19 protein-coding genes are annotated in these 18,166 nt (G+C 71.3%); 10 read left to right on the top strand and 9 right to left on the bottom strand.

Features of this window, described 5'->3' with window-relative positions:
* Positions 1-78: 78 nt before the first annotated feature.
* Positions 79-1,854 (bottom strand): glyoxylate carboligase, encoded by a 1,776-nt coding sequence (gcl, locus tag ACFVX4_RS18950; protein ID WP_389978342.1) that lies wholly within the window; start codon positions 1,852-1,854, stop codon positions 79-81.
* A gap of 257 nt (positions 1,855-2,111) precedes the next feature.
* On the opposite strand from gcl, the gene ACFVX4_RS18945 reads away from it, so the two are divergent.
* The 3 genes from ACFVX4_RS18945 (at position 2,112) to ACFVX4_RS18935 (ending at position 3,776) form a co-directional block, all read left to right on the top strand.
* Positions 2,112-2,840 (top strand): hypothetical protein, encoded by a 729-nt coding sequence (locus ACFVX4_RS18945; RefSeq protein WP_389978656.1) that lies wholly within the window; start codon positions 2,112-2,114, stop codon positions 2,838-2,840.
* 82 nt (positions 2,841-2,922) lie between these two features.
* On the top strand, positions 2,923-3,477 hold the full coding sequence (locus tag ACFVX4_RS18940) for a GNAT family N-acetyltransferase (RefSeq protein WP_389978340.1): 555 nt from the start codon (positions 2,923-2,925) through the stop codon (positions 3,475-3,477).
* Positions 3,478-3,554: 77 nt separating this feature from the next.
* The gene (locus ACFVX4_RS18935) at positions 3,555-3,776 is read left to right on the top strand and encodes a hypothetical protein (protein ID WP_266428732.1); all 222 of its coding nucleotides are present in this window, start codon (positions 3,555-3,557) and stop codon (positions 3,774-3,776) included.
* A gap of 22 nt (positions 3,777-3,798) precedes the next feature.
* On the opposite strand, the gene ACFVX4_RS18930 is transcribed toward ACFVX4_RS18935, so the two are convergent.
* Positions 3,799-5,406 carry an AMP-binding protein gene (locus ACFVX4_RS18930; protein WP_389978337.1) on the bottom strand — a complete coding sequence of 536 codons (1,608 nt, stop codon included), beginning with the start codon at positions 5,404-5,406 and terminating at the stop codon, positions 3,799-3,801.
* Positions 5,403-7,079, bottom strand: coding sequence for an AMP-binding protein (locus tag ACFVX4_RS18925; RefSeq protein ID WP_389978334.1), 1,677 nt, complete (start codon positions 7,077-7,079; stop codon positions 5,403-5,405). Before ACFVX4_RS18925 ends, ACFVX4_RS18930 begins: the two co-directional genes overlap by 4 nt.
* 137 nt (positions 7,080-7,216) lie before the next feature.
* Here ACFVX4_RS18925 and ACFVX4_RS18920 point away from each other — a divergent pair, with 137 nt between their 5' ends.
* The gene (locus tag ACFVX4_RS18920) at positions 7,217-8,059 is read left to right on the top strand and encodes a response regulator transcription factor (protein WP_389978331.1); all 843 of its coding nucleotides are present in this window, start codon (positions 7,217-7,219) and stop codon (positions 8,057-8,059) included.
* A gap of 67 nt (positions 8,060-8,126) precedes the next feature.
* On the opposite strand, the gene ACFVX4_RS18915 is transcribed toward ACFVX4_RS18920, so the two are convergent.
* Positions 8,127-9,281 (bottom strand): winged helix DNA-binding domain-containing protein, encoded by a 1,155-nt coding sequence (locus ACFVX4_RS18915; protein ID WP_389978328.1) that lies wholly within the window; start codon positions 9,279-9,281, stop codon positions 8,127-8,129.
* Between the two features lie 130 nt (positions 9,282-9,411).
* Between ACFVX4_RS18915 and ACFVX4_RS18910 the strand changes: the two genes are divergently transcribed.
* Positions 9,412-10,287 carry a DMT family transporter gene (locus ACFVX4_RS18910; RefSeq protein ID WP_389978325.1) on the top strand — a complete coding sequence of 292 codons (876 nt, stop codon included), beginning with the start codon at positions 9,412-9,414 and terminating at the stop codon, positions 10,285-10,287.
* A gap of 135 nt (positions 10,288-10,422) precedes the next feature.
* Positions 10,423-10,848, top strand: coding sequence for a cold shock domain-containing protein (locus tag ACFVX4_RS18905; protein WP_356481241.1), 426 nt, complete (start codon positions 10,423-10,425; stop codon positions 10,846-10,848).
* 34 nt (positions 10,849-10,882) lie between these two features.
* On the opposite strand, the gene ACFVX4_RS18900 is transcribed toward ACFVX4_RS18905, so the two are convergent.
* On the bottom strand, positions 10,883-11,113 hold the full coding sequence (locus ACFVX4_RS18900; protein WP_266428713.1) for a DUF6296 family protein: 231 nt from the start codon (positions 11,111-11,113) through the stop codon (positions 10,883-10,885).
* A gap of 244 nt (positions 11,114-11,357) precedes the next feature.
* On the opposite strand from ACFVX4_RS18900, the gene ACFVX4_RS18895 reads away from it, so the two are divergent.
* Both ACFVX4_RS18895 and ACFVX4_RS18890 read left to right on the top strand, forming a co-directional pair.
* Positions 11,358-11,810 carry a DUF5709 domain-containing protein gene (locus tag ACFVX4_RS18895; RefSeq protein ID WP_389978321.1) on the top strand — a complete coding sequence of 151 codons (453 nt, stop codon included), beginning with the start codon at positions 11,358-11,360 and terminating at the stop codon, positions 11,808-11,810.
* Positions 11,811-11,954: 144 nt separating this feature from the next.
* Positions 11,955-12,323: a nuclear transport factor 2 family protein gene (locus ACFVX4_RS18890; RefSeq protein WP_389978318.1), complete on the top strand. Its 369-nt coding sequence runs from the start codon at positions 11,955-11,957 to the stop codon at positions 12,321-12,323.
* A gap of 40 nt (positions 12,324-12,363) precedes the next feature.
* Here ACFVX4_RS18890 and ACFVX4_RS18885 read toward each other — a convergent pair whose 3' ends face one another.
* The 4 genes from ACFVX4_RS18885 to ACFVX4_RS18870 form a co-directional block, all read right to left on the bottom strand.
* On the bottom strand, positions 12,364-12,864 hold the full coding sequence (locus ACFVX4_RS18885) for an SRPBCC family protein (RefSeq protein WP_389978316.1): 501 nt from the start codon (positions 12,862-12,864) through the stop codon (positions 12,364-12,366).
* A 76-nt stretch (positions 12,865-12,940) separates the two neighbouring features.
* The gene (locus tag ACFVX4_RS18880) at positions 12,941-13,858 is read right to left on the bottom strand and encodes an alpha/beta fold hydrolase (protein WP_389978313.1); all 918 of its coding nucleotides are present in this window, start codon (positions 13,856-13,858) and stop codon (positions 12,941-12,943) included.
* Positions 13,859-13,883: 25 nt separating this feature from the next.
* On the bottom strand, positions 13,884-15,134 hold the full coding sequence (locus tag ACFVX4_RS18875; RefSeq protein WP_389978311.1) for a beta-ketoacyl-[acyl-carrier-protein] synthase family protein: 1,251 nt from the start codon (positions 15,132-15,134) through the stop codon (positions 13,884-13,886).
* Positions 15,131-15,364, bottom strand: a complete 234-nt coding sequence (locus ACFVX4_RS18870; RefSeq protein ID WP_389978308.1) for an acyl carrier protein — start codon at positions 15,362-15,364, stop codon at positions 15,131-15,133. The genes ACFVX4_RS18875 and ACFVX4_RS18870 overlap by 4 nt, the downstream gene beginning before the upstream one ends.
* Positions 15,365-15,592: 228 nt before the next feature.
* Between ACFVX4_RS18870 and ACFVX4_RS18865 the strand changes: the two genes are divergently transcribed.
* Together ACFVX4_RS18865 and ACFVX4_RS18860 are read left to right on the top strand one after the other, a co-directional pair.
* Positions 15,593-16,309 carry a nitroreductase family protein gene (locus tag ACFVX4_RS18865; RefSeq protein WP_389978305.1) on the top strand — a complete coding sequence of 239 codons (717 nt, stop codon included), beginning with the start codon at positions 15,593-15,595 and terminating at the stop codon, positions 16,307-16,309.
* A 225-nt stretch (positions 16,310-16,534) separates the two neighbouring features.
* On the top strand, positions 16,535-18,073 hold the full coding sequence (locus ACFVX4_RS18860) for a peptidoglycan-binding protein (protein WP_389978302.1): 1,539 nt from the start codon (positions 16,535-16,537) through the stop codon (positions 18,071-18,073).
* Positions 18,074-18,166: the final 93 nt, after the last annotated feature.

Below are 18,166 nucleotides of genomic sequence, written 5' to 3'. Positions count from 1 at the left end.
CCCCCCCTCTCTTTTTTGTTCGGGGACGTTCCCCCCGAGGGGGGGGGGGGGGGGGCCCACGGGGCCGTCGGCGGTTCGTCAGGTCGTCACGAGCGGGCGGATCGCGGTCGGCGCGTGGGCCGGCTCCGTCGCGATGTCCTCGAACTCGTTGACGGACGCGATGTCCGTACCGCTCATCGCGATGTTCGTCACCCGCTCCAGGATCGCCTCGACCACCACCGGCACCCGGAACTCCGCGGCCAGCTTCTTGGCCTCCTCGAAGGCGGGCAGCAGCTGGTCCGGCTCGGTGACGCGGATCGCCCTGCAACCCAGTCCCTCGACGACCTTGACGTGGTCGACGCCGTACACACCGATCTCCGGCGAGTTGAGGTTCTCGAACTCCAGATTGACCTGGAAGTCGATGTCGAAGTTGCGCTGCGCCTGGCGGATCAGCCCCAGGTAGGAGTTGTTCACCAGGACGTGGACGTACGGGATCCGGTGCTGCGCGCCGACGGCCAGCTCCTCCAGCATGAACTGGAAGTCGTAGTCGCCGGAGAGCGCGACCACGGAGCCGTCCGGATCGGCCGTGGCGACGCCCAGCGCGGCCGGGATGGTCCAGCCGAGCGGGCCCGCCTGGCCGCAGTTGATCCAGTGGCGCGGCCGGTACACGTGCAGCATCTGCGCGCCGGCGATCTGCGAGAGGCCGATCGTGGTGACGTACCGGGTCTCGGGACCGAACGCCCGGTTCATCTCCTCGTACACCCGCTGCGGCTTCAGCGGCACGTTGTCGAAGTGGGTACGGCGCTGGAGGGTCGCCCTGCGCTCCTGGGTGGACGCGGCCCACCGCGAGCGGTCCTTGAGCTTCCCGGCCGCCTTCAGTTCGCGCGCCACCTCGACGAACAGCTCCAGCGCCGCCCTGGCGTCGGAGGCGATGCCGAGGTCGGGGGCGAAGATCCTGCCGATCTGGGTGGGCTCGATGTCCACGTGGACGAACGTGCGGCCCTGTATGTAGACATCCAGCTTGCCGGTGTGGCGGTTGGCCCAGCGGTTGCCGATACCGAGGACGAAGTCGGACTCCAGGAAGTTCGCGTTGCCGTAGCGGTGCGAGGTCTGCAGGCCGACCATGCCCGCGTTCAGCTCGTGGTCGTCCGCGATGGTGCCCCAGCCCATCAGGGTCGGCACGACCGGGACGCCGGTCAACTCGGCGAACTCGACGAGGAGTTCGGACGCGTCGGCGTTGATGACGCCGCCGCCCGCGACGATCAGCGGACGCTCGGAGGCGTTCAGCATCTCCAGCGCCCGCTCGATCTGCTTGCGGGTCGCGGCGGGCTTGTGCACCGGCAGCGGCTCGTACAGGTCGGGGTCGAACTCGATCTCGGTGAGCTGGACGTCGATGGGCAGGTCGATGAGGACCGGACCGGGACGGCCGGTGCGCATCAGATGGAAGGCCCGCTGGAAGACGCCGGGGACCTGGGCGGCTTCGAGGACGGTCGTCGCGGCCTTGGTGACGGGCGCCGCGATCGAGGCGATGTCGACCGCCTGGAAGTCCTCCTTGTGGAGCACGGCGGTCGGGGCCTGGCCGGTGATGCAGAGGATCGGGATGGAGTCGGCGATGGCGGAGTACAGACCGGTGATCATGTCGGTGCCGGCCGGCCCCGACGTACCGATGCAGACGCCGATGTTCCCCGGGCGCGCCCGGGTGTAGCCCTCCGCCATGTGGGAGGCGCCCTCGACGTGACGGGCGAGCGTGTGATGAACCCCGCCGGAGGCCTTGAGGGCCACGTAGAAGGGGTTGATCGCCGCGCCCGGCACACCGAACGCGTTGCTGACGCCTTCGCGCTTGAGGATCTCAACTGCCGCTCGGGCAGCGGTCATTCGAGGCATTGAGTGCTCCTGCTCGGACCTGGTGGATTCGGGCTCTGTCGCGCCACCTGAGAGCACCAATTCCGCATCACGGAAACTCGATTCTGTTATACGGAAGTCAATCTAAGGCGAGCCCCGGCGACCGTCAAGAGACGGCGCACGGAGCCGCCGAGTGCGCGCGCCGGTCCACGAAGTACGCCAAGTCCCTCCCCAGGGCCTCCCGCTTGGTGGACGATGGGAGTTTGGAGCGGAGCCGGAGGGCGATCATGGTGGAGTCGGTGCCGGTACGCTGCCCGGCCTGCGGCCGCGACCACACGTACAGTCCGCCGGCCTACCCCTGCCCGTGCGGGGCACCGACCGCCCCGCCCGTGCTGCGCGGCGCCCCGGTCGTACCGATCACCCACCGCACCTGGAACGACGACTGGGTGACGGTGCGCTGCCCCGCCTGCGGGCGCCTGGACCAGTGGCCGCAGCCGGAGCTGTGCTGCCCGTGCGGGACAGTGCTGCGCGTCCCGGTCCGGCCGGCGGCGGCGCCCGGCGGCGACGCCGCGCCCGAGGACGGGTCCCGGCCCGCCGGACCCTCGCACATCCCGCTGCCGCGTACGGCCCCGGCGCCCCGGCCCGCGTTCCGGGCCATCGCGATCCACGGCGCGGGCGACGCGCTCGCGACCGCGGCCCGGTATCTGAGCTGGCTGGGCTACCGCGACGTGGTGCAGCCGTCGGAGCCCTCGCCCGCCCGGATCGATCTGCGGGCCGCCGGGCTGATCGCCCAGGTCGACACGGTCACCCGCCCGACCACCCTGCGCGACGTCGAGTGCCTCTGGCTGAACGCGCTCAGCGCATCGGTCACCGGCATCTTCTTCTCGCTCTCGGGGTACGCCCCGGACGCGGCGGCACGCGCGGACGGCCTGGGCATGCCGCTCTTCGTGCTGGACCCGGCGGGAACGCCGCAGCCGGTCAACAGCCCGGCCGACGAACTACTCAGCACCGGGGCCTGAGAGCCTGTCGGGTGACCTTCGGTCGGAGAGCGGAGGTCACCCGACAGGCTCTGAGCCGCGTCCGGGGCGACATACTGGCCGTATGCGCATCCGTACCGCCCGCCGCACCGACCTTCCACTGCTCCAGGACATCGAGCGGGCCGCCGGCGAACCGTTCCGCACGCTCGGCATGTCCTCGATCGCGGACGACGAGCCGCCGCCGCTCGCTCTGCTGGACGAATACCGCCGGGCCGGCCGCGCCTGGGTGGCCGCGGACCCCGACGACCACCCGGTCGGCTATCTGATCGCCGACCCGGTCGACGGGGCGGCCCACATCGAGCAGGTCTCCGTGCACCCGTCCGCCGCACGGCGCGGCGTGGGCAGCACACTCATCGATCACCTCGCCGGATGGGCGGGGGAACGCGGTCTGGGCGCACTCACGCTCACGACCTTCTCCCACGTCCCCTGGAACGCGCCGTACTACGCCCGCCTCGGCTTCCGCACCCTCGACGAGGCCGAACTCACCGACGGGCTGCGGAAGATCAGGGCACAGGAGGCGGAACACGGCCTCGACCACTGGCCGAGGGTCTGCATGCGGCGCGAGATCCCGCACACCGGGCACCTCCGGCAGCTCACCGGAGCCGACCGGCAACAGTGAGTGCAATCGGTCACGTTCAGGCCAGGGGGCCACAAATGTTCGGCCTGCTGTCAGTGGCGGGCCTTAAGGTAGTGCTCATGGCTTTAACTCCACGGCACACACCACCTGACGACCGGCCGCGCACGTCCCGGCCGGCGCCCCCGTCCGCCGCCCAGGCGAACGAGGCGATACGCGCGTTCGTGGACGCGCAGGCCGGCCAGGACTGGTCCTCCGTGGAGTCCGCCGCCTACGAGGTGCTGCTGATCGAATGGGCGGCCGCGACCCGGGGCGTCACCGGCGACATCATCGAGGCCGCCTGACGACGCCCGGGGCGCTCCGGTCCTACTGCCCGTAGCCCTCCCGCAGTTCGATCTTCCGGACCTTCCCGCTGACCGTCATCGGGAAGGTCTCCAGGATCCGCAGCTGCCGCGGGATCTTGTAGTGCGCCAACTGCTCGCGGCAGTAGGCCGTCACCTCTTCCAGGCTCGGCGGGTCCGCCGGGTCCCTCGGGATGACACAGGCCAGGATCTCCTCGCCGTAGGTGTCGTCCGGCACACCCACCACCTGCACATCCGCGATCTTCGGGTGGCCGTAGAGGAATTCCTCGATCTCCCGGGGATACACGTTCTCGCCGCCACGGATGATCATGTCCTTGATCCGGCCGACGACCTGTACGTAGCCGTCCTCCCGCATCACCGCGAGGTCACCGGTGTGCATCCAGCGGCCGGCGTCGATGGCTTCGGCGGTCCGCTCGGGCTGCTCCCAGTAGCCGAGCATCACGCTGTAGCCACGGGTGCGCAGTTCACCCGGCGCACCGCGCTCCAGCGTCACCCCGGTCACCGGGTCGACGACCTTGACCTCGATGTGCGGCATCACGCGCCCGACCGTGCCGGTGCGGCGCTCCAGGTCGTCGTCACGGCGGGTCTGGGTGGAGACCGGTGAGGTCTCCGTCATGCCGTAGCAGATGGACACCTCGTCCATGTGCATCTCGGCGACGACCCGCTTCATCACCTCGACCGGGCAGGGCGATCCGGCCATGATGCCGGTGCGCAGCGAGGAGAGGTCGTACGAGGCGAAGTCCGGGAGGTTCAGCTCTGCGATGAACATGGTGGGGACGCCGTAGAGCGAGGTGCAGCGCTCCTGCTGCACGGCGGCGAGCACGGCGGCGGCCTCGAAGGCGGGGGCCGGTATCACGATGCAGGCGCCGTGCGAGGTGGCGCCCAGGTTCCCCATGACCATGCCGAAGCAGTGGTAGAAGGGGACGGGCAGACAGATCCGGTCCTGTTCCGTGTAGGCGACCAGCTCCCCCACGAAGTATCCGTTGTTGAGGATGTTGTGGTGGGAGAGGGTGGCCCCCTTGGGGAAGCCGGTGGTGCCGGAGGTGTACTGGATGTTGATCGGGTCGTCGCAGGACAACTCGGCTTCCCGAGCGGCGAGTTGTTCCTCCGTCACGGATCCGGAGGCGGCCAGCAGTTCGTCCCACGACGGGTCGCCTATGTAGTGCACGGCGCGCAGCGCGGGGCAGTCGGCGCGGACCTGGCCGACCAGGGCGCGGTAGTCGCTGGTGCGGTGCGAGCGCGAGGCGACCAGGAGCGATATCCCGGCCTGCTTCAGCACGTACTCCAGCTCGTGCGCGCGGTACGCCGGGTTGATGTTGACCATGATGGCGCCGATGCGGGCCGTGGCGTACTGCACGAGCACCCACTCCGGGCAGTTGACCGCCCAGATTCCGACCCGGTCCCCCTTGGCCACCCCCGACGCCATCAGCGCGCCGGCCAGTTCATCGACCGCCGCGCCGAATTCGGCGTAGGTCCAGCGTCGCCCCGACGCGACGTCCACCAGCGCCTCGCGGTCGCCGAACGTCTCGATCGCGCGGTCCAGATTGCGGCCGATGGTGTCGCCGAGGAGCGCCGTGGTACCGGTGCCGTGCGCGTAGGAGAGCCGGCTCATCGCAGATCACCCTCGTCGTACTCGGTGCCGGTGCCCTGGGCCGTGCGCTCGCGCAGTTCGATGCGGCGGATCTTGCCGGAGACGGTCTTGGGCAGCTCGGCGAACTCCAGCCTGCGGACCCGCTTGTACGGGGCGAGGACCGATCGCGAGTGCTCGAACAGCACCTTCGCGGTGTCCGGGCCGGGCTCCCAGCCCTCCGCGAGCACGATGTAGGCCTTGGGGACGGAGAGCCGGACCGCGTCGGGGGCGGGGACGACGGCGGCCTCGGCGACCGCCTCGTGCTCCAGCAGGGCACTCTCCAGCTCGAAGGGGCTGATCTTGTAGTCGCTCGCCTTGAAGACGTCGTCCGCGCGCCCGACGTAGGTGATGTAGCCGTCCGCGTCGCGCGAGCCGATGTCGCCGGTGCGGTAGTAGCCGCCCGCCATGGCCTCGGCCGTGCGGTCCGGGTCGCCATGGTAGCCGGTCATCAGGCCCACCGGGCGGCCGGACAGGTCGAGGGAGATCTCGCCCTCGGCCGCGCCGGGCTCACCGGTGACCGGGTCCAGGAGCTCGACCTTGAAACCGGGGCTGGGCCGTCCCATCGAACCGGCCTTCAGCAGCTGGCCCGGGGTGTTGGCGACCTGGACGGCGGTCTCGGTCTGGCCGAAGCCGTCCCGGATGGTGACACCCCAGGTGCGCCGCACCGTCTCGATGACCTCCGGGTTCAGTGGCTCACCGGCCGCGACGACCTCGCGCGGCGGGGTCTTCAGCTGGGCGAGATCGGCCTGGATCAGCATCCGCCAGACGGTGGGTGGGGCACAGAAGCTGGTGACGCCGGAGCGGTCCATCTCGGCCATCAGCCGGCCCGCGTCGAAGCGGGTGTAGTTGAAGATGAAGACGGTCGCCTCGGCGCTCCAGGGCGCGAAGAGATTCGACCAGGCGTGCTTGGCCCAGCCGGGCGAGGAGATGTTGAGGTGCACGTCCCCGGGCTTGAGGCCGATCCAGTACATCGTCGACAAGTGGCCCACGGGGTACGAGACATGGGTGTGCTCGACGAGCTTGGGGCTGGCGGTGGTGCCGGAGGTGAAGTAGAGCATCAGCGGCTCGTCGGCGTCGGTCTCCCGGTCCGCCTGGAAGGTCTCCGGCTGCTCGTCGGCTCCGGTGTACGACAGCCAGCCGGGCACGTCCGCACCGACGGCGAACCGGGTGTAGCCGCCGGGCACCTCGTCGAACTTCGCGGTGTCGGTGTCCCGCACCAGGACGTGCCGGACCCGGCCGCGCTCCACCCGGTCGCGCAGGTCGACCGGGCCGAGGAGCGGGGTGGCGGGGATGACCACGGCGCGCAGCTTCATCGCGGCGAGGGCGGTCTCCCAGAGCTCGACCTGGTTGCCGAGCATGACGAGGATCCGGTCCCCGGCGCGCACGCCCTGGGCGCGCAGCCAGTTCGCGGCCTGGTTGGACCGGGCGGACATCCGGGCGAAGGACACCTCGGTGCGGCCGCCGTCCTCCTCCACGATGTGCAGGGCGGTGCGGTCGTTGTTCTCGGCGATGACGTCGAACCAGTCGAGCGCCCAGTTGAAATGGTCGGTCCTGGGCCAGCTGAAGCCCTCGTAGGCCGCGTGGTAGTCCTCACGGTGCTTCAGCAGAAAGTCCCGGGCGGCCCGGAACGTTTCCGTCGCGCTGGTTGCCGACATGTGCCCTCCTCATTGCGGACCGGACCGGTCACTTAACATCATGTAAACAGTGACCCAGGTCTCACCACCCCCGAACGGGGGTGCAGCGAGGGGGTGGCCGAGCCGAGCCCCCTGGAGCCGGGCAGAGAGGCGTCAGCGTGCCGGAATCCGTCGATGCGGTCGAGATGCAGACAGCGCTGCTGCGGCTGCGCCGGACCAGTGGGCTGCCGGTGGCCTTCGGCGGGCTGCTCGCCGATGCCCGTCATGCCCGGATCGCCGAGCTGAACGGGGCGCAGACCGCCGCCCTGCGCGGCCTCGTCATCTCGGCGGGCAGCGGGCTCGGCGGCAAGGCGATCGCGTTGTCCCGGCCGTGCGCGGTGACCGACTACCCCTCCTCGCGCCACATCAGCCACGAGTACGACCTGGCGGTCGCGGCGGAGGGCCTGCGCTCGGTGGTCGCGGTCCCCGTCGTGGTGCGGCGCAAGGTGCGCGGTGTGCTGTACGGGGCGCTGCGCGAGCCGATCACGCTCGGGGACCGTACGTTCGACGCGGCGGTGGCCGCCGCCCGCGATGTGGAGCAGGCCCTGGTGCTACGGGACGAGGTGCAGCAGCTGCTGGCGGTGACCCGGGAGCAGATCACGGACCCGAGGGCGGCCCCGGAGGCGTGGGAGGACGTCCGCGAGGCCCACCGCGAGCTGCGGGCCCTGATCCCGAAGGTCGTCGACCCGGCGCTGCGCGACGAACTGCTCGCGGTGTGCGGGCGGCTCGCCTCGGCGGCCGGGGCCCGCACGCCGAAGCCCTGCGAGGTGCAGCTGGCGCCGCGCGAGCTGGACGTGCTGGCCTGCGTGGCGGCGGGGGCCACGAACGCGGTGGCGGCGGAGCGGCTCGGGCTGCGGCCGGAGACGGTGAAGGGCTATCTGCGTTCGGCGATGCGCAAGCTGGGGGCGCACACCCGTCTGGAGGCGGTGGTGGCCGCCCGGCGCGCGGGGCTGCTGCCGTAGGTGGCGCCGCTCCGCGCCCCGGGCATGTCCGCTCATGGTCCGAAGCCACCCGCTGTCCGGGGTCGGCTCACTCCCCGAAGTCGACGAACGTCGCGAACCGGATGTCGTGGCCGTCGGTACCGCCCGGCGCCGTCGTCATGACGGAGAGCATCCGTACGGCCTCTTCCGTGACCGCGTCGCGCTCCGCCCGGCCGAGCCTGCCGAGCGGCTGCACGGTGAGCGGCGCCGCCCCGGAACCCGGACGTCCGGCACCGTCGCCCAGCCGCCAGATCGCCGCGAGGAACCCGTCGACGAGCACCGTGCCGTACGCCTGATTGCCGTTCCCGTTGCGCCCGTGGAACTGCGGCGGGATCACCCGGGTGCGGTCCGCGTGGCCGAGCAGCACATTGTCGAACTCGGGCAGGAAGCGCGGCGGGGCCGGGGTGTCCTCGTCCGGGCGCGGTCCGTCCGGCAGGTCGAAGAGTTCGGCACCGTTCTCGTCCCGGAAGGTGACGAGCTGCGGCCGCAGCCGCTCGAACACCCCCCGCAGCCGGGTCAGTCCGGCCCACATCTGCATGTCCTTCACCGAAGCCGGCCCGAAGGCGGCGAGGTAGCGCAGCACCGTGGCATCGGGCGCGGGGCCCGGCTCGGACGGGGCACCGAGCCAGTGCTCGGCGGTGGTCAGCGCGACCTGTCCGCTCCTCCCCCACACCCCGCGCGGGGTCACCTGGACCAGCGGCAGCAGGCAGCGGGCGGCCACGCCCAGGGCCTGCGGGTCGGCGTCCGGCCACTCGACGAGCAGCTCCTCGCGGATCTCCTTGGGCGTACGGGGCCGCTCCTCGACGAATTCCCTGCTCACCGACCTGAGCCGGTCGAGGTCCACCCCGACGAGCCCCTTGCGGAAGATGTTGAGCTCCCGGTCGCGCGCCGCCTGGACGAGCGGGCGCAGGGTGAGCGCGTCGGCGGCGGTGTGCATATGGATGGTGGAACGCATGGTGACGATACGGACCACCTCGCGGGACTCCATCAGCGCGGCGAGCTCCGCGGGGTCGAAGCCGTCGAGGCGGGCGCAGAGCTGGTAGTAGGGCGGTTTGGTGTTCTGTGCCTGAAGACCGGCCAGGTGCTCCACGGCGTCCTTCGCGGACATCGCGGTCCGGCACAGCAGCAGCTGGCGCTCCAGCGTGGCGCGGTTCAGCGCGCGGGGGGAAAGCACAGCGGGTGCGGCGGGGTTCCTGGTGGCCATGGAGGCACGCTACGCGCCCTTGCGGACAGCTTCGGTCCTCGTCGTCGGTCGTGCTCCGATCCGTGCGCCCCGCCATGCCGCCGCGGCGCAGGACCCGGGATCGCGGGGCGCCCGCCCGCATCATGGGTCGGTGATCAGTGTCCTGTTCGCCGTCCTCACCGCGCTCAGCAACGGCACCGCCTCCGTGCTTCAGCGCCGTGCCGCCCGCACCGTCCCCGACAGCGAGGCGATGCACCTCTCACTGATCGGGCATCTGCTGCGCCAGCGGCTGTGGCTCGCCGGGATCGGTCTGGTGATCGTCGCGGCCGTCTGCCAGGCCGTGGCACTGGCCACCGGACCGATCGCCGTGGTCCAGCCGATCTTTGTGATCGAGCTGCCCGCCACACTGCTGATGGCCGCGTTCGTCATGCGCGTCCGGCTGCCCCGGCGGGTCTGGTACGGGGTGGCGGCCGTGACGCTCGGGCTGGCCCTGGGCATGGCCTCCGCGGCGCCCGGCGGCGGCAGTACCTCCGTGCACGGAGCGGCCTGGATCCCCGCGCTGATCCTGACCGGGCTCTTCGAGGCCGCGCTGATCGGCGCGGCCCTGAGCATCCGCGGCAACACCCGGGGCGCGCTGCTCGGCCTCGCCGCCGCGTGCGGGTACGCCCTGACGGCCGCGCTCATGAAGGACGCCATGGCACGGCTCGAAGGGGGCGGCGGAGCGGTGGCGCTCCTGACGTCCTGGCAGCTGTACGCCACCGCGGCGGCCGGGGTGGGCGCCCTGTTCCTCCTCCAGAACGCCCTCCAGGCGGGCACGCTGGTCGCCGTCCAGCCGATGCTGACCCTCGGAGACGCCCTGATCAGCGTGGTGTACGGGGTGACGCTGTTCGGCGAGGAGCTGCGCACCGGATGGTGGGTGCTGCCCGAGCTGGTCGCGCTCACCCTGATCACGGCGGGCTGCGTGGAGCTGGCCCGCTCCCCGCTGGCGGCCGGAAATCCGGCCCCGCCCGCCCGCAGGGTCAGGTGAGCCGGCCGCCGCCCGGCCCGGGAAGGGGTGATTGCTCTCGATCGGGTCGCGCCGCCCGACCGCTCGGGGCTATTCTCCGGTCGAGCCATGTGTGGCGTACGGGCAAGGGGCCCGGTTTCTTTTCTGGGGGTCGGTGTGGTTTCTGGTCGCGTTGTGCGGTTCGACGGAGCTCGGGGATACGGCTTCATCGCGCCCGATCACGGGGGTGAGGACGTCTTCCTCCATGTGAACGACATGCTGATCCCCGAGTCCTACGTACACACGGGTACGGCGGTCGAGTTCGAGATCGAGGACGGCGACCGCGGGCTGAAGGCGTCGTCCGTCCGGCTCGCCGAGGGGCCCGACGGGAAGCCCCTGACTCCGCCCAGGCCCGTGACCGTCACCGCTTCCGGAGCGGCCGACGACGACACCCTGTGCGACGTGCTCAGCGCGGCCGAGTACACCAGGGACGTGACCGACGTCCTGCTGGAGTCCGCTCCTTCACTGACGGGCGCTCAGATCCTGCAGATCCGGCGCGGGTTGCTGCAGTTCGCCAAGAACCACGGCTGGACCGAGGGCTGACGGCCGTCACCCCGGTACCGGGCCGTCCGCCCGCTCAGCCGCTCGGCTCCCGCACCACCAGCGGGGTGCCGAGCACCTGGTGTCCGCCGCTGGCGAGCATGCGCACCTCGCCCCGGTCGCTGATCTCCGCGCGCACGATTCCGGTCTCGTCCTCGTAGATCGGGTAACCGCCCGCTCCGGACTGCGCCGTGCGCCGGACGGTGACCGTGTCGTCCTCCACGGCGGACGCCTGAAATACCAACTGGTAGCTCTCCGGATAATCCATGTCCGTTCTCCGATGCGGATGGGGCAGGGCATGTTCCGCCCACCTCTTCCATCGTCCCTCCGACCGGCCCGCACCGCCCGAGCAGCGGCCCACGGCTGCGGTCTCATGCCCGAGCCACTTATCCTGAACACATACGGGCGGTTCGACGGCACTCGGGTGCATACCGTATGAATAGCCCCCTTTCTCCCGAGTCGTGTGCACGGCATGCACGCCCGGGATCCCCGAAACCGGGAAGGGACACACCATGATGGATGCCGACAGGGGAGACGATGTCTACCAGCCCCAGCAGCCGGAGGCCTCGGACCTCGCCGAGCAGCTCGACGTCGAGGACACCCTGGACAGCCGGGGGCTGGCCGACGCACTCGACGAGGGCTACTCCCCGCCCGAGCGGCCGTGGGCGGTGGAGGACCGGGGCACCACCGCCGCCGAACAGCACGACGGCGAGTCACTGGACGGCCGCCTGGCCCGCGAACTCCCCGAGTCCCCCGGCGCCGACGGCGACGGCATGGGGGATCTGCCCGACGGTGACGGCGAGCTCTGGGACGCGGAGGTCGGTACGGTACGCGCCGGGCGGCTCACCCGGCAGCTGGACATCGACGAGCCGGACACCATGGCGGGCGAGGACGTCGGGATCGACGGGGCCGCGGCATCGGCCGAGGAAGCCGCCATGCACGTGGTGTCGGACGGCCAGGGATGAGACGGCGGCCCGCCGCCCCTGCCGCCCCCGTCCGACCATGACTTCGGAGGTAATCGACGCCTTTCCCGCCATCGGACATCGTGTTCCTCACGAGCCCACGAGGGCCCGGCCCGAGGGCCGGTACGCGAGGAGAGGAACAGCACGATGACCGCATACGAGGACGCCGTTCAGCGCTACTTCGCCGCCTGGAACGCGACCGCCGCCGAGGAGCTGGCGAAGGCCGTCGAGGCCGCCTTCACCGAGAGCGCCACCTACACCGACCCGCTGGCCGATGTGAGCGGCCACGAGGGGCTCGCGGCTGTGATCGGCGGCGCCCATCAGCAGTTCCCCGGTTTCGAGTTCCGGATCACCGGCACGCCGGACGGACATCACGACATCGTGCGCTTCAGCTGGGAACTGGTCTCCACCACCGACGGTTCGGCGCCCGTCGCCGGGTCGGACGTGATCACCCTCGCCGACGACGGACGCATCGCCTCGGTCAGCGGCTTCCTCGACCGGGTGCCCGGCGCCTGAGCGTCCGACGAGAGGCGGGCCCGGCACCGCGCCACCCGCCTCAGGCCGGCTCGTCGAGGAACTTCCCGCCCTCCAGAAGGGTCTTGAGCGTCGACAGGATCGGGACCCAGCCGCCGCTGACACCCTCCAGCATCCTGCTGTCGGGGCTGTCGAACCCGTCGTGGGTGATCGTCAGCTTGATCCCCATCTCGGGCTCCTCGGCCGGCTCGATGTCGAAGGCGACCTTCGACCGCTCCCGGACGGCCTTCTCCCACTCCTCGTCCGAGGCGAAGTCGAACATCTGGCGGTGCATGGGCTGGAGGGTGTGCCAGGTGTACGAGAGCCGCCTGCCGGGATCCGCCTCCAGGACGCGCTGACCGACCTCCTCGAACTCACCGTCCGGGTCCATCTTCCAGCGGACCGGTGCGCCGGCCTCCCAGGTCGAATCGGGGCCGTATCCGCCCATGTAGATCTTGATGAGTTCGGGGTCGGTCAGCGCCTGATAGAGCTTCTCGGCGGTGGTCTGGATGTAGATGGCGTAGACGAACTCGGGCTTGTCCATGACCGTTCCTTCCAGGGTCTGATCGGGGTGGGACAGCGCGGTCGGCAGCGGTGTCCGTGCGTGGTCCGGGCAGGTCCTACGGGGTGTCGGCGAAGTCCGGTTTGGCCGGTGACCGCGACGCCCGCGACTGCGCCGGGAGTGCCGCGAGTCCGGGTGCCGCTTCCAGCGGGCGGTCGGTGAAGAAGCGGGCGGCGAGGTCCGCGACGTCGTCCGGGCGCTCCAGGACGACCCAGTGGTCGGACTCCCCGATCGTGACGAACCTGCTGCCCTCGATCGTGGCGGCGAAGGCCCGCTGCCGCTCGGGCGAGGTCACCGTGTCGTGCTCTCCCGCGAAGACCAGGGCCGGTACGCCGGCCAGTCCGCCGGAGAAGTCCGGCCGCCGGCCCAGTGCCCGGTGCAGCGACTGCGCGGCGTGCGGGGAGTGGGTGAGGGCGTACAGGAACGAGCGCCGCACATAGCGTCGCGCCAACTCGCCGCGGTGGACGTTCCGTTCGGGGTCCTGACACATCAGCACCCCGGCGGCCAGACCGGCGAGCCCCTCCAGGTCGCCGGTGTCCAGCCGGGAGACGGCGCGCCCCCACTGGGCCCGCTGGCCTTCGGTGATGTGGACGGGTACCCCGCCGAGGATCAGCCGGGCGATCCGGCCGGGGTTCCGGCGGGCGCAGCCGAAGGCGATCGATGTGCCGTAGGAGAACCCGAAGAGGTTGACCCTGGGCACGTCCAGATCGTCGATGATTCCGGTGACGGCGTCGTACAGGACGTCGTCGCCCGCACCGTGCGGGAGCGGGTCCGCGTCGCCCATGCCGGGCAGGTCGGCCGTGACCACGGAGGCGATCGGCCCCAGGTGGTCGTCCATCTGCGGCCAGCCGTACATCCCCTGGAGCGCGCCGCCGAGAATGACGACCGGTTCGGTGTGCGGCGAGGGCTGTCTCAGGACCCGGTAGCCGTAGCGCAGCCCGTCCACCGACAGGGTCCGGATGATCTCGTCGGCCATGGTTCCGTGCCTCTTGGTTTCCGGGTCAGGCCCTGGTGAGAACGAGTGCGGCGTTGTGTCCGCCGAAACCGAGCGAGGTCTTGACGGCCGCGTCGAACGTTCCCGGCCGGGCCTCCTTGCTCACCACTTCGATGGGGATCGCGGGGTCGGGGGCGTCGAGGTTCACGGTGGGCGGTACGAGCCGGTGCTGGAGCGCCAGCACGGTCAGCGCGGTCTCGATGCCGCCGGCGGCGCCCAGGGTGTGTCCGGTCATCGCCTTCGTCGAGGTGACCAGGGGGTGCTCACCGAGGACCCGGCGCAGCATCGTCGCTTCGATGAGGTCGTTGGAGACGGTCGAGGTGCCGTGGGCGTTGACATGGCCGATGTCCCCGGCCCCGATTCCGGCGTCCGCGAGCGCGAAGCGCAGGGCCCGTTCGATGCCCAGGCCCTCGGGGTCGGGGGCGACGGCGGAGTAGGCATCGCTGGAGGCGCCGTATCCCGCGATGTGCGCGCGGACGGTGGCGCCGCGGGCTCGGGCGTGCTCCGGCCGTTCCAGGACGAGGAGTCCGGCGCCCTCGCCGATGACGAAGCCGTCCCGGTGGGTGTCGAACGGGCGGCAGGCCGCCTCGGGGTCCTCACGCCGGGTGGAGACGGCCTTGAGCTGGCAGGCGCTGGCGATCAGCAGTCGGGAGCAGACCGATTCGGCGCCGCCCGCGATGACGATGTCGCAGGCCCCGGTGCGCAGCATCTGGTGGGCGGTGCCGATGGCGACGGTGCCGGAGGAGCAGGCGGTGGAGACGGCCTGGCTCGGGCCGAGGGCGCCCAGGTCGGTGGCGACGCTGCTGGCCGCGCCGTTGACGACGGTGAGCGGGGCGAGCTTCGGGGAGACACGGCGCGCGCCGCGTTCGGTGAGGGTGGTGTGCTGCTCGTCGTAGAACGGCAGTCCGCCGTGTGCGGAGCCGATGACGACGGCGACCCGTCCGCCGTCCCAGACCGAGGGGTCGAGACCGGCGTCGGCGACGGCCTCGCGGGCCGCGATGACGGCCAGTTGCGAGAAGCGGTCCATCAGCCGCGCGGTCGCCACCCCGAGCAGCGCCCTCGGGTCGAGGCCGGTGATGGTGTACATGAAGTCGCAGGGCAGGTCATGGAGTTCGGGCCGGTGCGGGACCGACGGCGCGGTCGACGCCTCGGAGACCGTGCGCCAGGTCGCTTCGGCCCCGGTGCCCGCGGCGGTCACCATGCCGATCCCGGTGACGGCGGCGGCGAACGGCTCGGGGCGGTACGGACGGCCCGTCACGCGGCGGCCTTGCGGTGCACCGCGTCGACGAGTTGGCCGACGGTGTCCCGTGAGGTCAGCTGGACGTCGTCCAGATCGACGCCCAGCCGGTCCTCGATGATCAGCCGCAGTTCCTCCAGCGCCAGGGAGTCGAGCCTGAGGTGACGGAGCGACACCTCGGGCCGGATGGCGAGCGGATCGGTGCCGAAGTTCGCCACCAGCAAGGTGTTGATCTCTTCTGCCGTGCTCATGCGGCGCTCCTGCGCTCTCGTACGCGGTGACGCCCTGCCGCGTGAGGTGTGAGTGCCATCGGGGGACGCCGGCTGGTCCGGAGGAACCATTTATACGCCTTCGCGAAGGTAGATCCGATCCGCGTTCCCCCGTGCGGTGGGGGGCCGTCCAGGTGTACGAATTCAACTGGTTTACGGCGACCAGCAGGCCTCCCGCCCGCCGATGACCGGCCCGTACACTCCGCGATCATGACGATCGACACGACTCATGCCGACGGACCCGCACTCTTCCCGACGATGTCCACCATGCGCGCGATGCGCCGCCTGAAGCCGGAACCGGTGCCGGACGAGACGCTGGAGCAGCTCATACAGGCCGCCGTCTGGGGTCCCAGCGGCGGCAACATGCAGTGTTACGAGTACGTCGTGGTGATCGACCGCGAGGTGATGGCGCGTCTGGCGCCGCTGTGGAAGCGGTGCGTGGACGCCTATCTGGCGACGACGGGGAAGTACGCACCGAAGGGCATGGACGAGGCGGCGTACGGCCGGATGGTCGCCGCGATCGAGTACCAGCGCGACCACTTCGCCGATACGCCGGCGCTGATCGTGCCCTGTTACCGGTTCCCGGAGCCGCGCCTGGACGAGGAGGGGCTACTGGCCTCCGCACAGGTGCTCGGACCGGCCGCGACCGAGCACATGATGAACATCCAGACGCGCTTCCAGGCGCTCGCCGAGGGCTCCTGCGTCTACCCGGGCGTGCAGAACGTCCTGCTCGCCGCGCGGGCCCTGGGGCTCGCGGCGAACATCACCATCTGGCACCTGATGCTGGAACAGGAGTGGAAGGAAGCCCTCGGCATCCCCGAGGACATGCACACCTACGCCGCCATTCCGGTCGGGTGGCCGCAGGGCAACTTCGGCCCGGTACGGCGCCGCCCGGTGGCGGACGTCATCCACCGCGACCGCTGGTAGCCCGGGACCCGCTGCCCACCCTGCCCGGTGACGCCCCATCCGTTCACCGGGCAGGCCCTGGGATTCCACCTCAACTCCGTTGGAGTGAAAGGGAGTTCGACACGCCGGGCAGATGATTGTCATGCCCTGGACATATGAATACGCTGAGCGGGCTTCGCGGCCCCTCGGCCCACCCCACTCGGGCCCGGGGGCCGTTCCCCTTCCCCCCACCGAGCAGGAGCAGGTATGCCCAGCCGCGCCGCAGCCCACACAAAGGGCCGCGCATCCGTCCTGGCGGCCCTCACCGCCACCGTCCTCACCGTGACCGGCTCGCCGGCCTTCGCCGCACCGGACGGCGGCCACCCGATGGACCGGGCGTTCGCGCGGGCCGCCGCGGAGTTCGACGTACCGCGCGATCTGCTCGCCGCCGTCGGTTACGGCGAGACCCGGCTCGACGGCCACTCCGGGCGCCCCAGCCAGGCCAACGGCTACGGCGTGATGCATCTGGTGAGCAACCCCACGAACCGGACGCTGGAACGGGCGGCGGCCCTCACCGGCAAGCCCCTCGCCGAGCTCCGCACCGACACCGGGGCCAACATCCTGGGCGGCGCGGCGGTGCTGCGCAGTTACGCGGACAAGCTCGGCCTCGACGCCCGGGACCGCGACGACATCGACGCCTGGTACCCGGCCGTCGCCCGGTACGGCGGCGCGCGGGGACCCGCTGCCGCCCTCTACGCCGACACCGTCTACACCTTCCTGGCCGACGGGCTCAGGGCGGTCGTCCCCGGCGGCGAGCGGATCTCGGTGACGAGCCGTCCGGTCGCCCCGCAGAAGGGTTCGCTCTCCGCCACCGGCGTACGCACCCAGAGCCCCGACTACCCGTCGGCACTGTGGGTCCCGGCCGACCCGCACAACTTCGCGGCGGGCCGCTCGGCGAAGATCGACAAGGTGATCGTCCATGTCACGCAGGGCTCGTACGCGGGCTCGATCAGCTGGTTCCGGAACCCGACCGCGGAGGTGAGCGCCCACTACGTGGTGCGCTCCTCCGACGGCGAGATCACCCAGATGGTGCGCGACAGCGACACCGCGTACCACGCCAGGAGCTCCAACGCCTCGGCGCTCGGCATCGAGCACGAGGGGTTCATCGACGACCCGTCCTGGTTCACGGACACGATGTACCGCTCGTCGGCGGCCCTGACCAAGTACCTGTGCGACCGGTACGGGATCCCGAAGGACCGGGCGCACATCATCGGGCACAGCGAGGCACCGGGCAACGACCACACCGACCCGGGGCCCTACTGGGACTGGACGCGCTACATGCAGCTGGTCGGCGGGGACACCGGCGGTGGGCTGAGCTTCGCTGCGTACGCGACCCAGCAGAGCGGCTCGACGGGTGCCCAGGTCAAGGCGGTTCAGCAGCTGCTGAACGACCAGGGCTACACCGCGGGCGCGGTGGACGGCAGCTTCGGCCCGGCCACGAAGACCGCGGTGACGGCGTATCAGTCGGCCCGCGGACTGGACACCGACGGCGTGGTGGGGGCCAGGACCTGGACCGCGCTGCTGTCGGCCGGCGCGACGCCGAGCCTCCAGCAGGGCGCCTCGGGCGACGGGGTGAAGCGGCTCCAGCGCTCGCTGACCGCGGCGCTCGGCTCGACGGTCGGCGTCGACGGCAGCTTCGGCCCGGCGACGGTGACCGCGGTGCGCGGCTATCAGACGAGCCGGGGGCTGACGGCCGACGGCGTCGTGGGGCCGGACACCTGGGCGGCGCTGCAGACGGGTCGCTGACGTCCGTCACCACGGGCGGGGCGGGGTGCGTGCGGATCGCCCCGCCCCGCGCGCACCTCTCGCGCGACCCCGCTCCCGCCCTCCGGACCCATG

It is taken from the genome of Streptomyces sp. NPDC058240, from assembly GCF_042882135.1.
In the GTDB taxonomy this organism is placed as follows: domain Bacteria; phylum Actinomycetota; class Actinomycetes; order Streptomycetales; family Streptomycetaceae; genus Streptomyces.
Note: the sequence above shows the minus strand (reverse complement) of the source record. Positions and strands in the feature narration are given on the sequence as shown.